Origin of the sequence: Saccharopolyspora antimicrobica (assembly GCF_003635025.1) — a bacterium.
Taxonomy (GTDB): Bacteria; Actinomycetota; Actinomycetes; order Mycobacteriales; family Pseudonocardiaceae; genus Saccharopolyspora; species Saccharopolyspora antimicrobica.
This window is the reverse complement of record NZ_RBXX01000002.1, coordinates 5621631-5637827: the sequence shown is the minus strand read 5'-3', so window position 1 is coordinate 5637827 and position 16197 is coordinate 5621631. Positions and strand designations below refer to the sequence as shown.

Below are 16197 nucleotides of genomic sequence, written 5' to 3'. Positions count from 1 at the left end.
CGTTGCCGATCTTGGCCCAAGAACTTCCTAACCCGTCATACCGGTAGACAGCTTTCCGGTCCGGCGTCAAACCGTAGATCGTATCGCCTCCGACCGCGAATTCGCTCCCCGACTTCCTACGAATTGCCAGCTGTTAGGGCTTCCCAAGTATCGAAATATATTGCCGTCCGTCGGGTTGCTAGCAAAGAGCCCAAAAGCGCCGCCAAACAGTCTTCCGGCAGCGCCTCCCACCTGGGTCCAATCATCCCCGGTGCCGCCGTTGAACCGGAACACCGCGCCACGATTCGGCGTCAGGCCGTAGACGCTTTCAGCAGTGACCGCGAACTCCGCACCAGTTTCCCCAATGGGATGCCATGCATTTAAAGCGCCATTATGCAAACGTCGCCGCCACCACGATAAGCCCTCAGCGGGAAGCGGCGGAGACGCGTGCCCGGGTTTTTCCTTGGCGAACAAACCGAAGCGTCCCCCATAAAGTTGCGCGATCCAGCCCACTTGGGCGATTCTCGTCCAGACACCCGGGGCGCCGTCGTAGCGCCAAACCTCTCGCCGATCAGGAGTAAATGCGCAAATCGTCGATACCATGCCGCTCTCCTACATTGCGCCGCACAGCCATGCATAAAGGCTTCCCGGAAGGGATTCCCGAGAGAAACGACCAGCTCCTGGCGTCGGCATGCAGGCTGTCGAAACCTTGGTGCACCTGTGTTCAACATCCCCCCTCTTGCCGCGTCCCCCAGTCTGGAAGACGCCGCGGGAACACAGCAGAGCGCCCCTTCGAGCAAAATCAAAAGGATAAGCCTCGCGCGGATCGCGCGTTAGGTTCGATCAAGGAATCAGATCACCCGCGGCCAGGATTTTCCTCCATTACTTGATCTTTCGCAGGACTGCAGCGTCTTCTTCGATCATCGCGGTGGGCCCGGCGGCGAGTCGTTCGGTGTAGCGAGCGATGTTGGCATTCCGCTCCGGGGTACCGCGGTACGGATACGTATGGTCAAAATGCAGACAAGTCAGCGTGGTGTCGACTTGCCAGGCACGTGTGATCGTGTGTCGAGCGGCCACCTTGACGAGAAGGTCGTCGTCCTCACACCCCCAGCCGTAGTAGCGTCGGCAATATCCGCCAACGTTTTCAAACAGTTGGCGCTCGAGCATTAACCCGCCCCAATGGAACGGCACCCGCCAGTCCCCCTTGCTGGTCGGATGTTGGTCAAACACGACACGCGGCGGGATCACTGTGGGTGCGTCGATATCGACGCCGCCGATGGCCAGTAGCTGAGGGATGAGCTGCTCGTCACCCTGGGGTTTCAGTCGGCCGTCTTTGGTGGCTCTGACGTAACAGCACTGACCAGGCTCGGGCGCGCGCAAGTCCACCGGATTCGGCCCTGAATCGCCGATCAGTCGGTGCATCCATGGCTGAGTGAACGCGGCTGTGTCCGCGACCTTCATCGCCCGCGTCAGGAAATCACGACCCAATGGAAGTACGTCCGCATCACTCAGATACAGGATCGGAGCCCGCGCACACCGTGCTCCAATGTTCCGCAACAAGCCGGGCGCTCGCGCCGACCCGTCGGCCCGCGTTACCCGTGCTACTCGATGAGCATCGACGTCGGCCGCCAATCGCACAGGGATCGCCCCAGCGACAGCTACCACCACCTCGCACGGTACATCCTGTGCGAGCCACGCCTTGGAAACGCTTTCCAGACTGGTCTGACCTCGATGCTGTCCATAGAGTGGAATGATCACGCTCACGTCAGGCACAATGCACATCCAACAGGTCTCTCTCGTGGTCCCCGATGCGACTATGGATCATCGACAAAACAAATGTGCTTTCCCCTGCGGCGGCGTAAGGCGCCGACGGGCGAAGGGCCAGGATTTGCGCTGTGGCGCGGAAGGGCGCCCGTCGACCTGGCCCAACAATCCCTGGCTGCCGTCGCGACGCGGTCAGCGTAGTGTCCCCATAGACCTGGGCGGCCGCGCCGCATGAGCCGATGGTCAACTGCCAGAGTGTCCGTTGACACCGGTCACGCCAGTCTGAATACCGGGCCACCTGCACCACACACATCCACTGGTCTCGGGATCGCGTATTCATCTACCGCCCGTCGGAGCTCCTCACAACGGGCCTCAATCCACTCATTGGGGAAGCTCCGACGGGCAGGGATGGCGTAGTGATGCTCCTTCGAGCACGTGTTCCGGCCATGGAAGACATAGACATACAGCCATCCCATACCGTTCAGCGTGGCTACGGGGACCTCCCGACACAGGTCGGCGGCAAGGTCGAAGTCCTCTCCGAGATAGGCACGCGGACCGCTCTCGGCATAGCGAAACCGCTCGTCTCTGATCCTCATCACCGTCCCAAGGGACAACTGCCACCATTGCTCCTTCTTGCTTGTCCCCCGTGTCCAATCAACCCAGAACATCTGCCGGTCGGGCTCAAGTAGGTGCAGGTTGTCGGTCAAAAAGCACGCTCGGGCTCCCTGCCTGGTCATATGCTCGACCTGGCGCAAAACCCGATCCGAGTGGTGGTAGTCATCGTCGTCCCACTGGCACACGATGTCACCGGCAGCAGCGTCGAGGGACAAGTTCCGCAACGCGCCTAGGGTTGACCTGCGCCCCGCGGCGATCACGCGGGCGTTGCCGATGCCCTGGTACTCCAGATGGTGCTCCAACGCCCGGCGATAGGCTCGGTCACCGGCACACACGATGACGAGCTCCAACCTGGAGTAGGTCTGATTAATGAAGCATCGGATCGATCGCTTCGCCAGCGTGAGCCGATCCGTAGTGACCATCAGACAGCTGACTAGCGGAACGACGTCAGCCATACTCACGCCCTCCGATGAGGTGGTTCACCTGGCCGCGTAGGTCGTGGAATACTCGCAGCGCTAGGTTCTTGGTCCAGCCGTTGCCGTCCCAACTGACCCGCGCTGCAAGCGCGCCTCCGTCGGCCTTGCGGGTTCTGATCGCTAGGCTGCGCCGGTTGCCGGCGTCCAGAGGTCCCACCGCGTTCACCACCAGACCGCGGGCCGGACCGAAGTCGATGCGGCCGGGCCATTCCTTGGGCAGATGTTCGATGCATGGAACCGTGTACGCCTTGTAGACCGGTTCTTGCTCGGATATCCCGGTCAACGTCGCCACGTCCGGCAACCGCGCGTGTCGATAGCAGCCGAACACAATGTCCCGCACCGCCTCGGCATAAGCGGTGGACAGCCGTTCCGGCGGCTCCGGTACCCACAGATATGCCGGAATCGTGCACGGCCCCAACATGTGTTGCCACTCCGGTCGATCCCGCCGAGAAAACAAGGTGGTGAACAGCAGGCCGCCGGCCGTCTCGTAGTACGGCGCGACGCTGCGTGCCATCGCGGTCACTAGCGCGGCAAAGAGAATGTTCCGGTGTGCCCGCGCCCAGCGCTCCACGGCGCTGAGCTCGGCCGCCGTGAGGAGTTCGCTCCGATATACCCCTTCGCCGGCGTCAATCTGACCGTCGCGCAGCGTCCGTGCGCTCGTGGCCCGCGACAGCAGCGTGCTCCACCACTGCTCGCTGGCGGAGCGGCCAGCGACCACGAGTTGCGCTTCAAGCTGCGCGTATTCGCCGTACTGCGCACTAGGATTGGGCAGTACGAGGCCGCTGAGCAACCCCGAGTACAAGGCGCCGAGTTCACGCAACACCATCCACAACGTGGTCGGGTCGGCCATGACGTGGTGCAGGTGCACCGTCACTAGGTGCTCGTTCGACGACCGAGGGGCCAGGCGCAAGCGGATCGGCGAGGGTGCGTCGAACTCGACTGGTGCATAAAGGAGCGCGCCGGCTGAGAGGCTGTCTTCTCGGTCAAGGATCTCGACCCTGCTGTTCACCCGGCTGCTGACCACCTGTACCGGCTCCCGGGCCCCCTCGTCAATCCTGGTGCGCAACAGCTCGTGCCGCCGCAGCAGTTGGTTGAACGCCTCATCGAGCAGACGGCGGTCGAACGGACCACGCACCTCCAGCACCGCGTTTAGCGTGTACCAGGGACCACGCACGAATCCTGGCAAGTCGCGGTCAAGGCTGGGGTGCCGGCCAGCTATCTCGAACCGCTGCCACATGGAGAGCGGCCAAACCGTGTAGTTCGTCATTGGCTCATCTCCTCGGCCAGCCTGCGTGCGTAATCGGGGATGCCAGGCGTCGTGCGCAGGAGCGCCTCGTGTAGCTCCTCAAGGACGTCCAAGGCGAAATCAGCGTCTCGCCAACGATCCAATGAGATACCGAATCCGAGTCGCTCCCACAGTTCGGCATTGCGTGCTTCGTGCACGCCGAACGGTTCGAGCAAAACAAGAGGCGTAGCCGACCAGAGCGAGTCGAGGAGGGTCCCACCGCCGGGCTTACTGACCATGGCGAGCGCTGTTCTGGCCAGCTCAAAGGATCCGTGGCATTCCGTGCCTCGAACGTAGTCCGAGCCCCCTCGCCCATCGACCCTGGCGAACGGCGGGTACCCGTCGTCCAACCAGGGATGCCAATCCGGGTCGATCATGAAGTAGCGTATGCCGCCATCATCCGCGGAAAGGTCACCCGCTTCGTAGGCCACAATGTCCAACTCAAAGCCGTGGTCTCGCAGCTCATCTGCACGCTGCCGGTAGGTGCCCATGCCCCAGCCACCACCGTGCACGAGCAATCGGCGGCTCCGGTCGTTCCAACGCACGGGGGGTCTGGCACTGACGGGAATGGTGTACGGCACGGACGAGTGCGCCGCGTTAGCCAGCCACACGTGCCGCGCCGGGGACAGGACCGAGCCGACGTCGCGGAAGGACGGGGACGACACCGAGTCGACGTGACAGATGTCGATCGCTGGCCAGTTCCCAGACAGTGCGGCGCACTGCTCGACAACAGGTAGCCAGAAGCCGGAGAACATGACAACACGCTGCAGACGCCGCTTTCGCCAGTGCTCGGTCAGTTCGTGCACGGTTGGTTGCGCCACCGCGGCCGACGGGTCGACCGCCAATCGCTGCCCTGCGAGAGCAACGCGAAAGTCGTGGTGGAAGGCGTACTTCATTCTGGCGGTCGTCGCGCGCTTCGAGTCAGGCAGCAGCCGTTCGAGAACGAAGACCTCCACGTCCGCGCCGTGCTCCCGCATCCGCTGGGCCAGCAGCAGCCCGGGCACGTGTACTCCGAGGGCGACGCCGGAGGTGAGGACACCGATCATCGTGCGGCCCCGGCAAGTACGGCGAGTTCAGACACGAGATGCCGACTGACGAACGCGGTCATTTGCCGGTGCTCAAGTCTGGAGCAGGACCGAAGGACGCTTTCGACGAGCATGATGAGATACAGGTAGGTGCGGTACAGCGCCAACCGCAACCGAGTGGCGGCGTTGAAGGTGACGCGGCCACCCGCGGCGCGGTAACCGGCCAAGAAGGAATCGTCCTTCGTCAGGTCACCGAAAAGCGCCAGCGACACGAAGTCGGCGACCGGATCACCCCAGAACGCGCGCTCGCCGTCGATCAGCCCGCCGATGCGCGAGGACCGCTCGTGGCAGTCGACCAGGATGTTGCCGAGCCACAGGTCGAAATGGACCATTGCCGGCTTGGTCACCTCGTCGAGCACGGCGGCATTGGCCAGTACGAGAGCATTGATCTCCGACGTGGGGCGAGGCAGTGTCACGTCGTACCGGAGTACGTCGCCGAGCACCGCACCGGTCATGGCAAGAAAAGCGGTACGCCAGCTCTGTGCCAGCGGCGCCACCGCCTCCTGTGGATAGCCGAAGCCCGGTCCGGTGACTTGGTGCAGTGCAGCGACCATGCGGCCGAGGTCGACGCGCAACCGGGCCCCATCGTTGTCGCCAATCAGATCCCGCTGGTCGAACCAGCTCTGTCCAGGGCATTCGGTCATCACTAAGAAGTCGTTACCGATCACTGCGCGACGGTAGTCGGCATGTGCCACGCGTGGCGTTGGCACTCGCCCGGTTCCGACCGCAAGCGTATAGAACAACTCCTCAGTGGCCATGATCCCGTGCTCATAGGTCAGTATCGGCGCATCGGGGTTGGGTGCGACCTTCAGCACGAGACAGGTGCCGTCGGTCAGCCGGATCCGGTAAACGGTGTTGAAGGTGCCTTCGGGCAACTCCTCGCACGAGCGGACGAGACCGGGATTGATACCTGATGTCTTCAAAACGTCGTTGAGTTCGATGCAAGCCAACTGTCGCTTGTGCCGGTTGATCATCCCGACTCCTCTCTGAGCCGCCTGCGGGCGTCGGCATACACGGCCGCCATCAGGCGAATTCGCTCGGCCCCCGCTGACTCGGCGTCCCTGTCACTTGCCCCGCTCGTTAGCATTTGCCGGATACGGCCGAACTGGCGGTCGTAGTAGGCAACCGGCGCGAATCTGAGCACAGTGCGGGTTAGGCGCTTGCCATGCACGACCAGGTTTAACGGCGCAGGGCCGGCCATGGGAAGCAGGAAGTGTCGCAACCGCACGGCCGCATGCTCGAAGACGAACTCGTGTTCAGCGATGTGGTGCGCGTCGAAGCAACAGTCGATAACAGCCTCCCGACCGTCCGGCCAGGCCAGCCGAGCATGGAAGGACATGTCTACCCCGTTCGGACCAGCGAAGTTGGAGTGGCCTGTTCCCGTGGCACCAGCAAGACCGCAGATCGCTTGGACGGCCTGCAACCAGTAGCTCGAGGCGTCGAAGAAGATTCCGCCTCCGAGATTGGGCCGGAATCGATAGCAATCCGAAGGTGGCATGGTGAAGTGAATTTTGCTGCGCATAGACTGCAGCGCCCCATACCGACACTCGGTCACGAGCGTTCTCAGGGCGGTCTGCCATTCGTGTCCCTCAGTAGCCACCGCCTCGACGAAACGCACCCCTGTTGTGGAGGCGGACGCCTCGACCGCCGCAAACTCGTTGCAGTCAAGGCACAATGGCTTCTCCACGATGACATGCTTACCCGCTTGCGCGGCCCGCGTCGCCCATTCGTGATGCGCGGAATTGTGCAACGAAATGTACACAGCGTTGATCCTCGGGTCCTCGATCAAGGCGCAGTAGTCGCGTTTTACCACGGGAATGCTGTGGCGTGCAGCGAAGCTTGCAGCCCGATCGGGGTCGCTCGCGGCGACCGCGCGTATCGCCGTGTCGTCGTACCGCGCACTCGGGCCCACCATCGCGCGCTCCGCGACGACGGTGGCTCCGATCAGGCCGATGTCAAGCGGCATGACCTGCATACCGTGGTCTCATCCCCGCGGCCCGCACTGCGGCCACCACTCGCCCCTGCCACAACGGCGCATCCCCGGGCACACAGTACGACAGGCCGTACATGCGACCATCCGGCTCCGACAGGGAGCTGCCTCCCAGGACAAGCACACCGGATCGTGTCCCGCCGCGGTAGAGCACCTGCGCCTTCCGCAGCGCCGCGACGACGTCCTCGACACCCCGGCCCGACCCGACCGTAAGACCGAGCTGCCACAGATGACACGCCAACCCGGTGTGAGCGGCCCTACGGCCGGCGAGCAGCGTCAGTAGTCCCAGCGAGCTACGGGCGTTTATTTCCAGTACTGGCAGCAGGGTGTTGTTATCGAGGAGCATCGAGTCGACACCAACCGGCCCCCAGTAGCCTTCTGCGGCAAGAGCGGTGCCGACCTCTGCGAGCACGTCCCGGTACCCGTGCCGGTCGAGCAGGGACAGCAGCTCTGGGCCGGCCGGACCGGAACCGACGTGCCGGAAGCCATGATTGACCATCACCTGGACGCCCAGAAATCGCGCGGTGCCATCACGATCGAGACGGAGATGACCGGAGAAGTCGCACCGCTTCGAGAACTCCGGCTGGACCAGCAGCTCGATGCGGCGCCCTTCAGCCTCCTGGCGGCGCAGAACGCGCTGGATCGCTCGCAGCACGCCGGGCGAGCTGATTCGGATCGTGCCACGGCCGGAGACCCCATACGGATCTTTGACCACCACCGTAGGACCGCAGTCCCGCACGGCGGAGGGCAATTCGTCGACGGACCGGACCACACGGGCGCAGCCGGGCAGGCCCAGTTTCTGCAGCAGAGTGTTGGACCACGTCTTGGTGTTCACCCGGGTCACGACGTCCGACGACGGCACTTGCCGGGGCCGCCCCCAATGCGTCAACAGCGATACGGTATCCGGCAGCACCGCGTACGGCCGCACCTGATCACACCCAGCGGTGTGCGCAGCCAGCGTCCGGTCGCCGAGCAGGAGCCGTTCGACCGGGTGCCCCTCGACCGAACCCCGGTTGCCGGGTGATTCCACGTTCGCCGCCGACCGGTGGTCGAAGTGGATCTCCGCTTCAGCGAGGCACTGCTGCACTGCCGGAGACAGCGGACGTCGTGTGATGAGAAGATCGCCAGACGCACACCCGGCTACGAGCAACTCATCCATCGTTGCCACAACGGCATCTCCGCCGGTGCGCACGGCCGGCAGCTCAGCCAAATCCGGCGGGCGCCAGAACCGCTCGGCGTTGAATGTTCCGAAGTGGACGGTGTTCATTGGGCTGCTGCCCGCAGATTCGATACGAAGTCGGCGAACTCGGACACTGAACGCAGGTGGTCCAGCCGCAGGTTCTCGTAGTCCAACTCGACGTCGAAGGTGTCCTCGATGCCCAGCAGAAAGGCGATCATCTGCAGCGAGTCCAGACCATATTCGTCGACAAGGTCGGCGTCGGCGGAGATGTCGTCCGCAGTCATGCCGCTGCCCAGCACGTTCGCCAGCACGTTCGCCAGCACGTCCCGGACCCTCCATTCGATGTCATCATCCACTCCCGCTCACACTCCATTGAGATACAGCAGGATGCACTTCGAGCAAACCGGCATCATGCCGTTGGTCGCGAGTATCGTACGGACCTTCCGAAATGTTGGGCTCTGCCACAGCTGAGAGACATTTGTTTCATAGAGGTTCCCCACGACGAACTCCGGAAAGAACTTGCATGAGCTGACGTTGCCGTCCGCGTGTACCTCCAGGCGGTTGGACACCGCCAGGCATTTGCTGCGCCGCTGTGCTGGTCGAGATGTGCCGAGAATGAAGTCGGTCACCTCATCCTCCTCCAAGTGCGGCTGATAACGCACCCTGATTCGCCACAGGCGAGTGGCGAGCCGGCGCATCGAGTCTCGCAGCACCGGTAGTTGCTTTGCGGGCAGGCGATACGTGTAGGAATGCCAGGTGGGCCAATGCGTTCCGGTATTTGGTCGTAGCCAAGCGAAGTGTTCCTGATAGACAGAGTCCATGGCCTTCGCGACACCTTCGCTTATGTACCAAGGAAATTGGAAGTAGACCGTGTTCACCCCCAGATCCTCGGCCCACTCCATGAACTCGTACATTTTTCCCACGTTGACGTGTGAGACCGTGCACGACAGTGACAGTTCGCCGCCAAATCGGCCAGAACGCTTGAGATCCAGCATCGTCTCGATGTTGCGGACAGTTCGAGCAAAAGTGCCCTGGCCGCGCAGCGCGTCGTGATCGTCGCCGAGACCGTCCAGGCTAACGAGCAAGTTGAGATGTTCGCCTATCGCCAGCAGGTCGTTGAGCTTGCGCTGGAGTAGCAGACCGTTCGTGCACATGTTGACGGTGCGTGGATACCGCCGCAGCAGCTGGGCTACCTCAGAAAACCTGCTGTGCATCAGCGGTTCACCGCCCCAGAGAAACAGTTTCGCGCGGTTGTCGGCCGTGGCCGCGAGCACTTGCTCGACGATGTCGATGGCCAGCTCGGTCCGTTGCCGAGTCGGACTGTAGTCTCGGAAGAAGCCCTGCTCGCTCCATTGGTAGCAATGACTGCACCGTAGATTACAGCGGTATGTAAGCTGGAGGCTGATCTCTTGAGGAAGAGGTGCGGCGTATCCCGGATCAGCGAGCTGCTTCCTTCTTGCTCTTGACCGGATCGAAACGGTATGTTTGATGTCCTCGAACTCTTTGGAGTTCAACGTTCTTACGGTCCTGGGATGCACAGACAACCCCCGATGTCTCTGCGAGCGTCTTACCCGACTCCGCTCATCGATGCACGCATCGATCGCCGGACGCTAACGTGTCACACATGATGATCTGTCCCGTGGTTGCTCCGGGCGACAACAGCATTACCGTGCTGTGCCATGGCAGCGTGGTCGACACGGCGGCCATGATTGACCTGCGGTGCACGGCGGTCCGTAAGCGAACTATTGACGCCATCAGGTTGGGTCTCGCCGGGGGGTGTGATCGCGTGACCCACGGTGGCAAACCCGTCCGCGACCACCGGGAATAGCAGGTCCAAGTTCTCGATAGGGGCGTTGGAGATGGGTTCTGGCGTAAGAAGCTCGGACAGAATCGTCCGCAACGACGAGTCAAGCAGTACCGAGTCCGGCCCGGTCAGAACGTCCTTCCTGGGCGGGTGATAGTTGCGTAGCAGGTATGCGGCCAGCCACGCCGTCCACAACACCCTCGGGTGTGCCACCGTGAACCACTGGTCCACAAGGGAATCCGGTACGCCTACCAGGAACCGGTTGTATCGATCCATCAGGTCGTCCAGGTCGACGCCGATCCGGTGCGCTTCCGCTTCGAACGGCACGGCGCCCCAGTCGTCCTGCCTGGTACTGCATGCGTCCTTGCGACACAGCCACAGCTCGTCGTCCTTCAGCACAGGGAGGACCTGATAGCCGTCGAGCACCGGACCGCCGTCCCGAAACCAACCACTGCGCGGGTCGCCAAAGCACGCGGCGGCAGCCAAGAAGTCATTCCCGATCAAACTACGCACTGGCCGGTGCTCGACAAGGGACGGCACGGACAACAGCAACTTGAGGCCCGCCTCCGCAAAGTACGCTCGCATCACGTAATCGTCTGGTGTGTCGGCGTTGTCCCAGGCGCGGGCAAAGTGGACGTAGTGTCGTGCAGCGTCAGCCGGTAGGAGCAACGCGACGCACGGGACGTATTCTGGCACCCCAGCGACTAAGCGTGCGCCCCACGCGCTTGCCCAACGCACTGCCCATCCATTCCGCGAGTAGCAGACGGAGAATAGGGCGATTGGGTGTTCCGGGTCGTACGCAAGAATGTCGGCCACGTGTTCCGCAAAGTGCTTGCTGGGCAACACATCATCCTGGATCACCAAGTGGTAGGCGGCGCCAGTGCGTACGCTGTCCCACGCCTGGATGGACGTCCGTAGCGTACGCGGCGTGTCCAGCGGCTCCGGGTCTACCGCTACCGCCGGATCCAGCGCGCACAGTGAATCAACGACCTTCTCAGCGAGGCGACGACGCAGCGGATGCGTCATCACAGCCGTTGACAGTTCTGAGAGCTCTGCCATACAGCCTCCGCACTCGTGTAGGGCACGCAGCGGTGCTATCAAGATCTTTGCCACCAAAGGGGGTGGCCCGACTTCGTGAACGGGCTCTTCAAGGTTTTCCTGGAACTGATGGACACCCCAGACATGCTCCCTCAGCTCAGGTGCACGCTGGGAGGGCGTGACGAGCTGCTAACGACGATACTGCGCAGGCAGCTGAGGAGCGAATCGACGAGGCTACGGCCATGGAGTCCTGCGGCAGGGTGGCAGTGCCCTTGGGGGCTAACACCAAGCTGTCCAGGCATGAGCACATGCATCGACACTTGGCACCACACCGACTGCCTACGGGTTACCTTGGTCGAGCAGGCTCACCATGGGCTACCAGTGGCGCACCCCGTTTCTGTAGCACCTACTCGAGACGGTCGCAGTGGCCCTTGGCACGCCTTACTCCGGAGACAATCACACGGCACGCCACGCGGTGCCCCTGGTCGACCAGTCTCATGAAACCCTTGTAAGAGCCCGTTTTCCCCGGACACGCTGCTCGCCGGTGTTGGCACGGTTACGCGATTGGCTCAGGTGGGGCCGCACAGCTCGGCCAGAGCCAAAGGCGCGACAGGACACGCTCGACACCGCCCACTGCCTACGCTAGCGCAGGAGGATGACCGTCCCCCAGCAGCCAACGCAAACCTTCGAAAACCTCCGCGCTCGACCTATAGGGCGGTGAACTGCAGGCCAAGGTCTTTGATCGCAGGGAGCACGATGCGCAACGATTCCAGGGTTTGAGCCCGGTCGCCGCCGCCGTCGTGGCAGAGCAAAATGTCCCCCGGCTGCGCCGCAAGAAGCCGTGTGATGATCGGCCGGGTACCCGGCCGTGAACAGTCGAGGGAGTCAATACTCCATCCGAGGGGCACCAATTTCACGCTCTGCACAGCAGAGAGCACTGGCGCTGACCAGTCTCCACAGGGTGCCCGAAACAGCTTGGGTGCCGCCCCATCGACATCGGCGATGGCCGACTGGGCATCGGTGATCTGTCGTTGTATCGCCACGAACGGCAGATGACCGAAGGCTTGCGGGTGGGTCATGCTGTGGTTGGCCACGCTGTGGCCCTCGGCGATGATCCGCTTCACGAGACCGGGGTATTCCTGAGCATGCATGCCGATCAGGCAGAAGGTCGCCCGGATCTCAGTGCGTTGCAGTAGGTCAAGCAATTGGGCTGTCCACAGCGGATTCGGCCCGTCGTCGACGGTCAGCGCTACAACATCCCGTGGCGCTGCGGGCAATAGATCCCGGACGTGACTGACGGGCCTGGGCGTGTTTGCAGCCAAAGCCGCATCCGCACTGGCTTGTGCAGGTACCACCATGGACTGAAGATACTCCAGTTCTGGCACTATGGATGACCTTCAGTAGTTGTGGTCAGCCGTCTCGCGAGAAGATGCTCTCAGGCCGCCCCTGCTCGGCGTAGGAGACCTGCAGCAGCTGATCACTTGGGGCGTGCGGCCCGGTCGCGACGGCGTCGAGGTCGTCACCGGGCTGCCAACGGAAAATACGTCGATACTGAGCCCGTGACACAAAGCTATGGCCAGGTGGTCGTCTACGAACACAGGGCGTGGAAGGGCTACCTACTCCCCGCGATTGCACCAGGTGCGAGTCGCATCACTGCTTGCCTCGGGGAAAGCTCCGAGGACGTGCTACTACGCCTCCCTGCCGCATGTCACACCTTCGTTTTCCACATCAATTTGACATTTTCGACTCGGGTCCCTATCGGCCGGGATTCGCTCGTCAGCGAGTTGCAAGCGCGCGGCATCGTCGTACATAACGCGCGGTTGGTCGACATCTCGAAGCGTACCGTCCAACGAATTTGCGCGCGTGAGGGATTCACGTCGACCGCGGCCCAGCGGGATGGCGATCCTGACGAATTCCTGCTAGTCAAGACCACGTACAACTATCACGGTGAGTCTGACTGCAAGCTAGGCATCGAGCAAAGGCGCATGCTCGGGTACGAATCACCCCAGGACATGCCGCCTCGGCAGAAAACGGATTATCGTATCATGCGGCGAAGTGAGGTGCCCGCTGGAGTCTGGACCTCGCCCCATTGGGTCGTCGAACGGTACGTCACCAATACAGCCCACCTCTTCCACCGCGTCTATCTCGCCGGGGACGCGATAGTGGTCTCCCGCGTTGTCGATTCGTCGACCTTCAAGAAGATGCCCGAAGGGATCGAGCGGGAGAGCTATTGGACGCGAGCGTCTGAGGCTCATCGACAGTTGACGGGGTCATCGGACATTGGACGCGTCGCGGCGATGTCAGCACGTATCGCGCGCGCTGCACATGTGGAGTACGGGGCATTCGACGTCGTCAGCGATGATCAGGGCGAAAACTACTTGATCGATATCAATACGACACCGTACTGGGGCGACGGGGGACAAGCCGACCTTCTCGCGTACCTCGGAGCCGGCCTCGCGGAGCATCGCTATGGAACATAAGCAACCGACGTCGTTGTTGACGCTCGGCTACCTGACCGAGCGCCTGCGCTTGCCGCATATTTACGCGAAGTGCGAGATCGAGAACCCCACGAGGACACAAAAGGACAGGATTGCCGACGGGCTGGTGCTCGCTGCGTTCGAAGCTGGTGCTCGTGGGATCACGGTCGGCAGCTGCGGCAACCTCGGTGTCGCGCTCGCCCTTGCGAGTCGGGCGCGCGGCCTGTTGTGCACGGTGTTCGTGCCAAGATCGTTTCACCACACCCGGTGCGACGAGATGACGGCTCTCGGCGCGGAAGTGATCCCGCGAGGTGCATGCTACGAGGCCGCGGTGGAAGCGAGCCGAAAGTTCGCGCGGGCTCGGAAGCTGTTTGACGCAAACTTGATCGGACGGGCAGGACAGATCGCAATCTTCGAGTACGGTGCGATTGTCGACGAGCTCGTAGCGCAGTGTCCGGTTAGCCTCGGATCGATCTGGTTGCCCGTCGGCAACGGCACGTGCGCAGCCGGTGTTCGCGCGCGGCTCCAGCAGCGGAAACTCGCGGTAAGAATAGGCGTGGTCGGCAGCACTGGGAACACCGCTTTGACGGCGAGCCTTGCCGCAGGTCGACTGATCGAGCTTGACGCCGCCAAGCTGCAGGAGACAGAAGTAAACGAGCCCCTCGTGAACTGGCGCTCGCTCCATGCTCGCGAGGCGATGGAGGCGGTTCGGGGATCCGGAGGCTACTTCTGCGACGCGACGGATACAGAGTTGGTCGCCGCGAGCAACAGCCTTTTGACGAACGCCATCGTTCGTACTATCCCTTCAGGCGCCGCTGGTCTCGTTGGTCTGCAGACGTTCTCGACGCGACTCAATCCGACGAGTGCGCATGTCGTCATTATCACCGCGTGACCTCAGAGAAAGCGTCGCAGCTTTCCTCCAGGTGTATTTATTGCGGTCACGCGGCACAGTTCGAAAGTCGTCGCGGGGAAGCGTTCACGCAAGCGCGCGGCTAGAGCACGCGACGTGCTATGAGGGTCTGCCGATGGCTCGGGAATCCACGAAATGATGAGCCGCTGATCATCAGCGTACGCGATCTGGTATTGCTTAACCGGAGGCCTGCTAGCTTCGATCACAGTCGCGATATCCGCGGCGGGGATCGAGATCTTGCCGCTGTGGTAGGCCTCGCGTTCGTGTCCGGGTAGGTCGACGATCGTCTGACCATCGTGACCGCAGCCGCACGCGCCCGCCATCACTGTAGCCCTGTCACCGATGCGGTAGCGGACAAAAGCATGGCGCCAGTTCAGCGCATTTGTGATCAGCAGCTCTCCTGTTCCGGTCGAGCGTACAGTTCCGTCGCTCGCCACTACCTCGACCGTGAGATGGTCGGTCAGGACATGCATGCCGCTGCGCTTCTCGCATTCGAACGCGACGAGCCCAGCTTCGCTCGTGACGTACGCGTTGATGATGGCGCAGCCAAGCCATGCCTCGATCCGTGCGCGGTCGTCCGCGTAAAGGTTCTCGCCGCTGCATACGATGTTGGCCGGTGCGATGCGTCCGTCTCCGCCGTGGCGGCTATCGAGTTCCACGAGATTCAAGAGGACGGAGGGTTTGCCGTGCAGCAAAGCTATGCGGGCGTGGCGGAGATACTCCACGAGCGCTGCGTCTGTCGACTCATCGCGCCCCAAGATCAGCCTGCGCAAGATCGTTCCGTCCAGGCCGGGCATCACGATCGATGTGCGCAGGTCGCTTGGCATATCCGAGATAACGAAGACCGAAGGCTCTCCCGGTATTACTGACGTAAACAACCCAGGGAGCACCTTGGAGAATCTGAGATAACTCGCGTGATTGAGGTCGAACATGCTCGGAAGGTCCCATGAGACACAAAGACTGGGACCCAACGAGCCGTTCGTATAAATCGACAGCTGATCGGAACGTGGATCGTTGAACGTGTTGCTTGTGAACTCAGAGTAGCTGACATCGTGGTCAGCTCGATCGACGATCGGAAACCGTTCCAGGTCACGCACACTGCCATCGAGAAGGTTCCGGTAGAACGGGATCGAGGACGAGCAATTCATAAGAAATGCCCGCTTCAGTTCCGGTTGATTCAGTCGTTCGACCCATTGCGGATACGCTTCGAGCGCTAGGTCGAGATTGACACTCGCACTCTCGATCGGAGTTTCATCAGCAACCAAATTCCCCCAGGAAACCACGGAGTATTGATCATGCCATGACAAGGATTTGGACTCCCCGCGCATAGCGCAGCAGGTCGTCAGAGATTTCATCGACGGCCTTATGGAGCGCCTCGCGAGCTTCCACAGCTGTCTTGAAGCGTTCTTGGGCAACCTCGACCACGTTTGCGTTGACAGTGGGGTTCAACGGCTTCTCGTTCATCTCAACCTCCGTATATGACGCTAGCTACTCCTGGCGAAAACGGTGTCTTCCATGCCTTCAGATGAGCCAACGTGCGCTCACCAGGAGCACGCTACCGGATGAAGACCTAGTTGGCATCCCGATAGACAGG

At 62.1% G+C, this 16197-nt stretch carries 15 protein-coding genes; 2 read left to right on the top strand and 13 right to left on the bottom strand.

The window, feature by feature from the left end; genetic code table 11:
- Nucleotides 1–861: 861 nt before the first annotated feature.
- The 11 genes from ATL45_RS26995 to ATL45_RS26945 all read right to left on the bottom strand — a co-directional run bounded on the left by ATL45_RS26995 (nucleotide 862) and on the right by ATL45_RS26945 (nucleotide 12601).
- Entirely contained in the window at nucleotides 862–1743 is an 882-nt protein-coding gene (locus ATL45_RS26995) for a glycosyltransferase family 2 protein (RefSeq protein WP_170210360.1), read from the bottom strand.
- A gap of 272 nt (nucleotides 1744–2015) precedes the next feature.
- Nucleotides 2016–2813, bottom strand: a complete 798-nt coding sequence (locus tag ATL45_RS26990; RefSeq protein ID WP_093149346.1) for a glycosyltransferase — start codon at nucleotides 2811–2813, stop codon at nucleotides 2016–2018.
- Nucleotides 2806–4101, bottom strand: coding sequence for a condensation domain-containing protein (locus ATL45_RS26985; protein ID WP_093149349.1), 1296 nt, complete (start codon nucleotides 4099–4101; stop codon nucleotides 2806–2808). The genes ATL45_RS26990 and ATL45_RS26985 overlap by 8 nt, the downstream gene beginning before the upstream one ends.
- Nucleotides 4098–5123 carry a hypothetical protein gene (locus tag ATL45_RS26980; RefSeq protein WP_246025565.1) on the bottom strand — a complete coding sequence of 342 codons (1026 nt, stop codon included), beginning with the start codon at nucleotides 5121–5123 and terminating at the stop codon, nucleotides 4098–4100. The genes ATL45_RS26985 and ATL45_RS26980 overlap by 4 nt, the downstream gene beginning before the upstream one ends.
- A gap of 38 nt (nucleotides 5124–5161) precedes the next feature.
- Nucleotides 5162–6178 (bottom strand): phosphotransferase family protein, encoded by a 1017-nt coding sequence (locus tag ATL45_RS26975; protein ID WP_093149354.1) that lies wholly within the window; start codon nucleotides 6176–6178, stop codon nucleotides 5162–5164.
- The gene (locus ATL45_RS26970; RefSeq protein ID WP_093149358.1) at nucleotides 6175–7179 is read right to left on the bottom strand and encodes a Gfo/Idh/MocA family protein; all 1005 of its coding nucleotides are present in this window, start codon (nucleotides 7177–7179) and stop codon (nucleotides 6175–6177) included. The genes ATL45_RS26975 and ATL45_RS26970 overlap by 4 nt, the downstream gene beginning before the upstream one ends.
- The gene (locus tag ATL45_RS26965; protein ID WP_093149362.1) at nucleotides 7160–8461 is read right to left on the bottom strand and encodes an ATP-grasp domain-containing protein; all 1302 of its coding nucleotides are present in this window, start codon (nucleotides 8459–8461) and stop codon (nucleotides 7160–7162) included. Before ATL45_RS26965 ends, ATL45_RS26970 begins: the two co-directional genes overlap by 20 nt.
- Nucleotides 8458–8730 carry an acyl carrier protein gene (locus tag ATL45_RS26960; RefSeq protein ID WP_246025564.1) on the bottom strand — a complete coding sequence of 91 codons (273 nt, stop codon included), beginning with the start codon at nucleotides 8728–8730 and terminating at the stop codon, nucleotides 8458–8460. Before ATL45_RS26960 ends, ATL45_RS26965 begins: the two co-directional genes overlap by 4 nt.
- A gap of 6 nt (nucleotides 8731–8736) precedes the next feature.
- Complete coding sequence (locus ATL45_RS26955) at nucleotides 8737–9888, bottom strand: radical SAM protein (RefSeq protein ID WP_246025563.1); 1152 nt, start codon at nucleotides 9886–9888, stop codon at nucleotides 8737–8739.
- A gap of 104 nt (nucleotides 9889–9992) precedes the next feature.
- Nucleotides 9993–11237 (bottom strand): hypothetical protein, encoded by a 1245-nt coding sequence (locus ATL45_RS26950; RefSeq protein ID WP_093149367.1) that lies wholly within the window; start codon nucleotides 11235–11237, stop codon nucleotides 9993–9995.
- A 686-nt stretch (nucleotides 11238–11923) separates the two neighbouring features.
- Nucleotides 11924–12601, bottom strand: coding sequence for a polysaccharide deacetylase family protein (locus ATL45_RS26945; protein ID WP_121505402.1), 678 nt, complete (start codon nucleotides 12599–12601; stop codon nucleotides 11924–11926).
- 174 nt (nucleotides 12602–12775) lie between these two features.
- Here ATL45_RS26945 and ATL45_RS26940 point away from each other — a divergent pair, with 174 nt between their 5' ends.
- Together ATL45_RS26940 and ATL45_RS26935 are read left to right on the top strand one after the other, a co-directional pair.
- Nucleotides 12776–13696, top strand: coding sequence for a hypothetical protein (locus ATL45_RS26940; protein WP_093149373.1), 921 nt, complete (start codon nucleotides 12776–12778; stop codon nucleotides 13694–13696).
- Nucleotides 13686–14585, top strand: coding sequence for a pyridoxal-phosphate dependent enzyme (locus tag ATL45_RS26935; protein WP_093149375.1), 900 nt, complete (start codon nucleotides 13686–13688; stop codon nucleotides 14583–14585). Before ATL45_RS26940 ends, ATL45_RS26935 begins: the two co-directional genes overlap by 11 nt.
- Nucleotides 14586–14587: 2 nt before the next feature.
- Here ATL45_RS26935 and ATL45_RS38535 read toward each other — a convergent pair whose 3' ends face one another.
- A complete protein-coding gene (locus ATL45_RS38535; RefSeq protein WP_143121589.1) occupies nucleotides 14588–15886 on the bottom strand; it encodes a hypothetical protein in 1299 nt (432 codons plus the stop codon).
- Between the two features lie 10 nt (nucleotides 15887–15896).
- Nucleotides 15897–16067, bottom strand: coding sequence for a hypothetical protein (locus ATL45_RS39055; RefSeq protein WP_170210359.1), 171 nt, complete (start codon nucleotides 16065–16067; stop codon nucleotides 15897–15899).
- Nucleotides 16068–16197: the final 130 nt, after the last annotated feature.

Coding starts and splice junctions, on each gene's coding strand:
- ATL45_RS26990 (WP_093149346.1), bottom strand. CDS start 2,813: ATGGCTGACGTCGTTCCGCTAGTCAGCTGTCTGATGGTCACTACGGAT.
- ATL45_RS26985 (WP_093149349.1), bottom strand. CDS start 4,101: ATGACGAACTACACGGTTTGGCCGCTCTCCATGTGGCAGCGGTTCGAG.
- ATL45_RS26975 (WP_093149354.1), bottom strand. CDS start 6,178: ATGATCAACCGGCACAAGCGACAGTTGGCTTGCATCGAACTCAACGAC.
- ATL45_RS26970 (WP_093149358.1), bottom strand. CDS start 7,179: ATGCAGGTCATGCCGCTTGACATCGGCCTGATCGGAGCCACCGTCGTC.
- ATL45_RS26965 (WP_093149362.1), bottom strand. CDS start 8,461: ATGAACACCGTCCACTTCGGAACATTCAACGCCGAGCGGTTCTGGCGC.
- ATL45_RS26950 (WP_093149367.1), bottom strand. CDS start 11,237: ATGGCAGAGCTCTCAGAACTGTCAACGGCTGTGATGACGCATCCGCTG.
- ATL45_RS26935 (WP_093149375.1), top strand. CDS start 13,686: ATGGAACATAAGCAACCGACGTCGTTGTTGACGCTCGGCTACCTGACC.
- ATL45_RS39055 (WP_170210359.1), bottom strand. CDS start 16,067: ATGAACGAGAAGCCGTTGAACCCCACTGTCAACGCAAACGTGGTCGAG.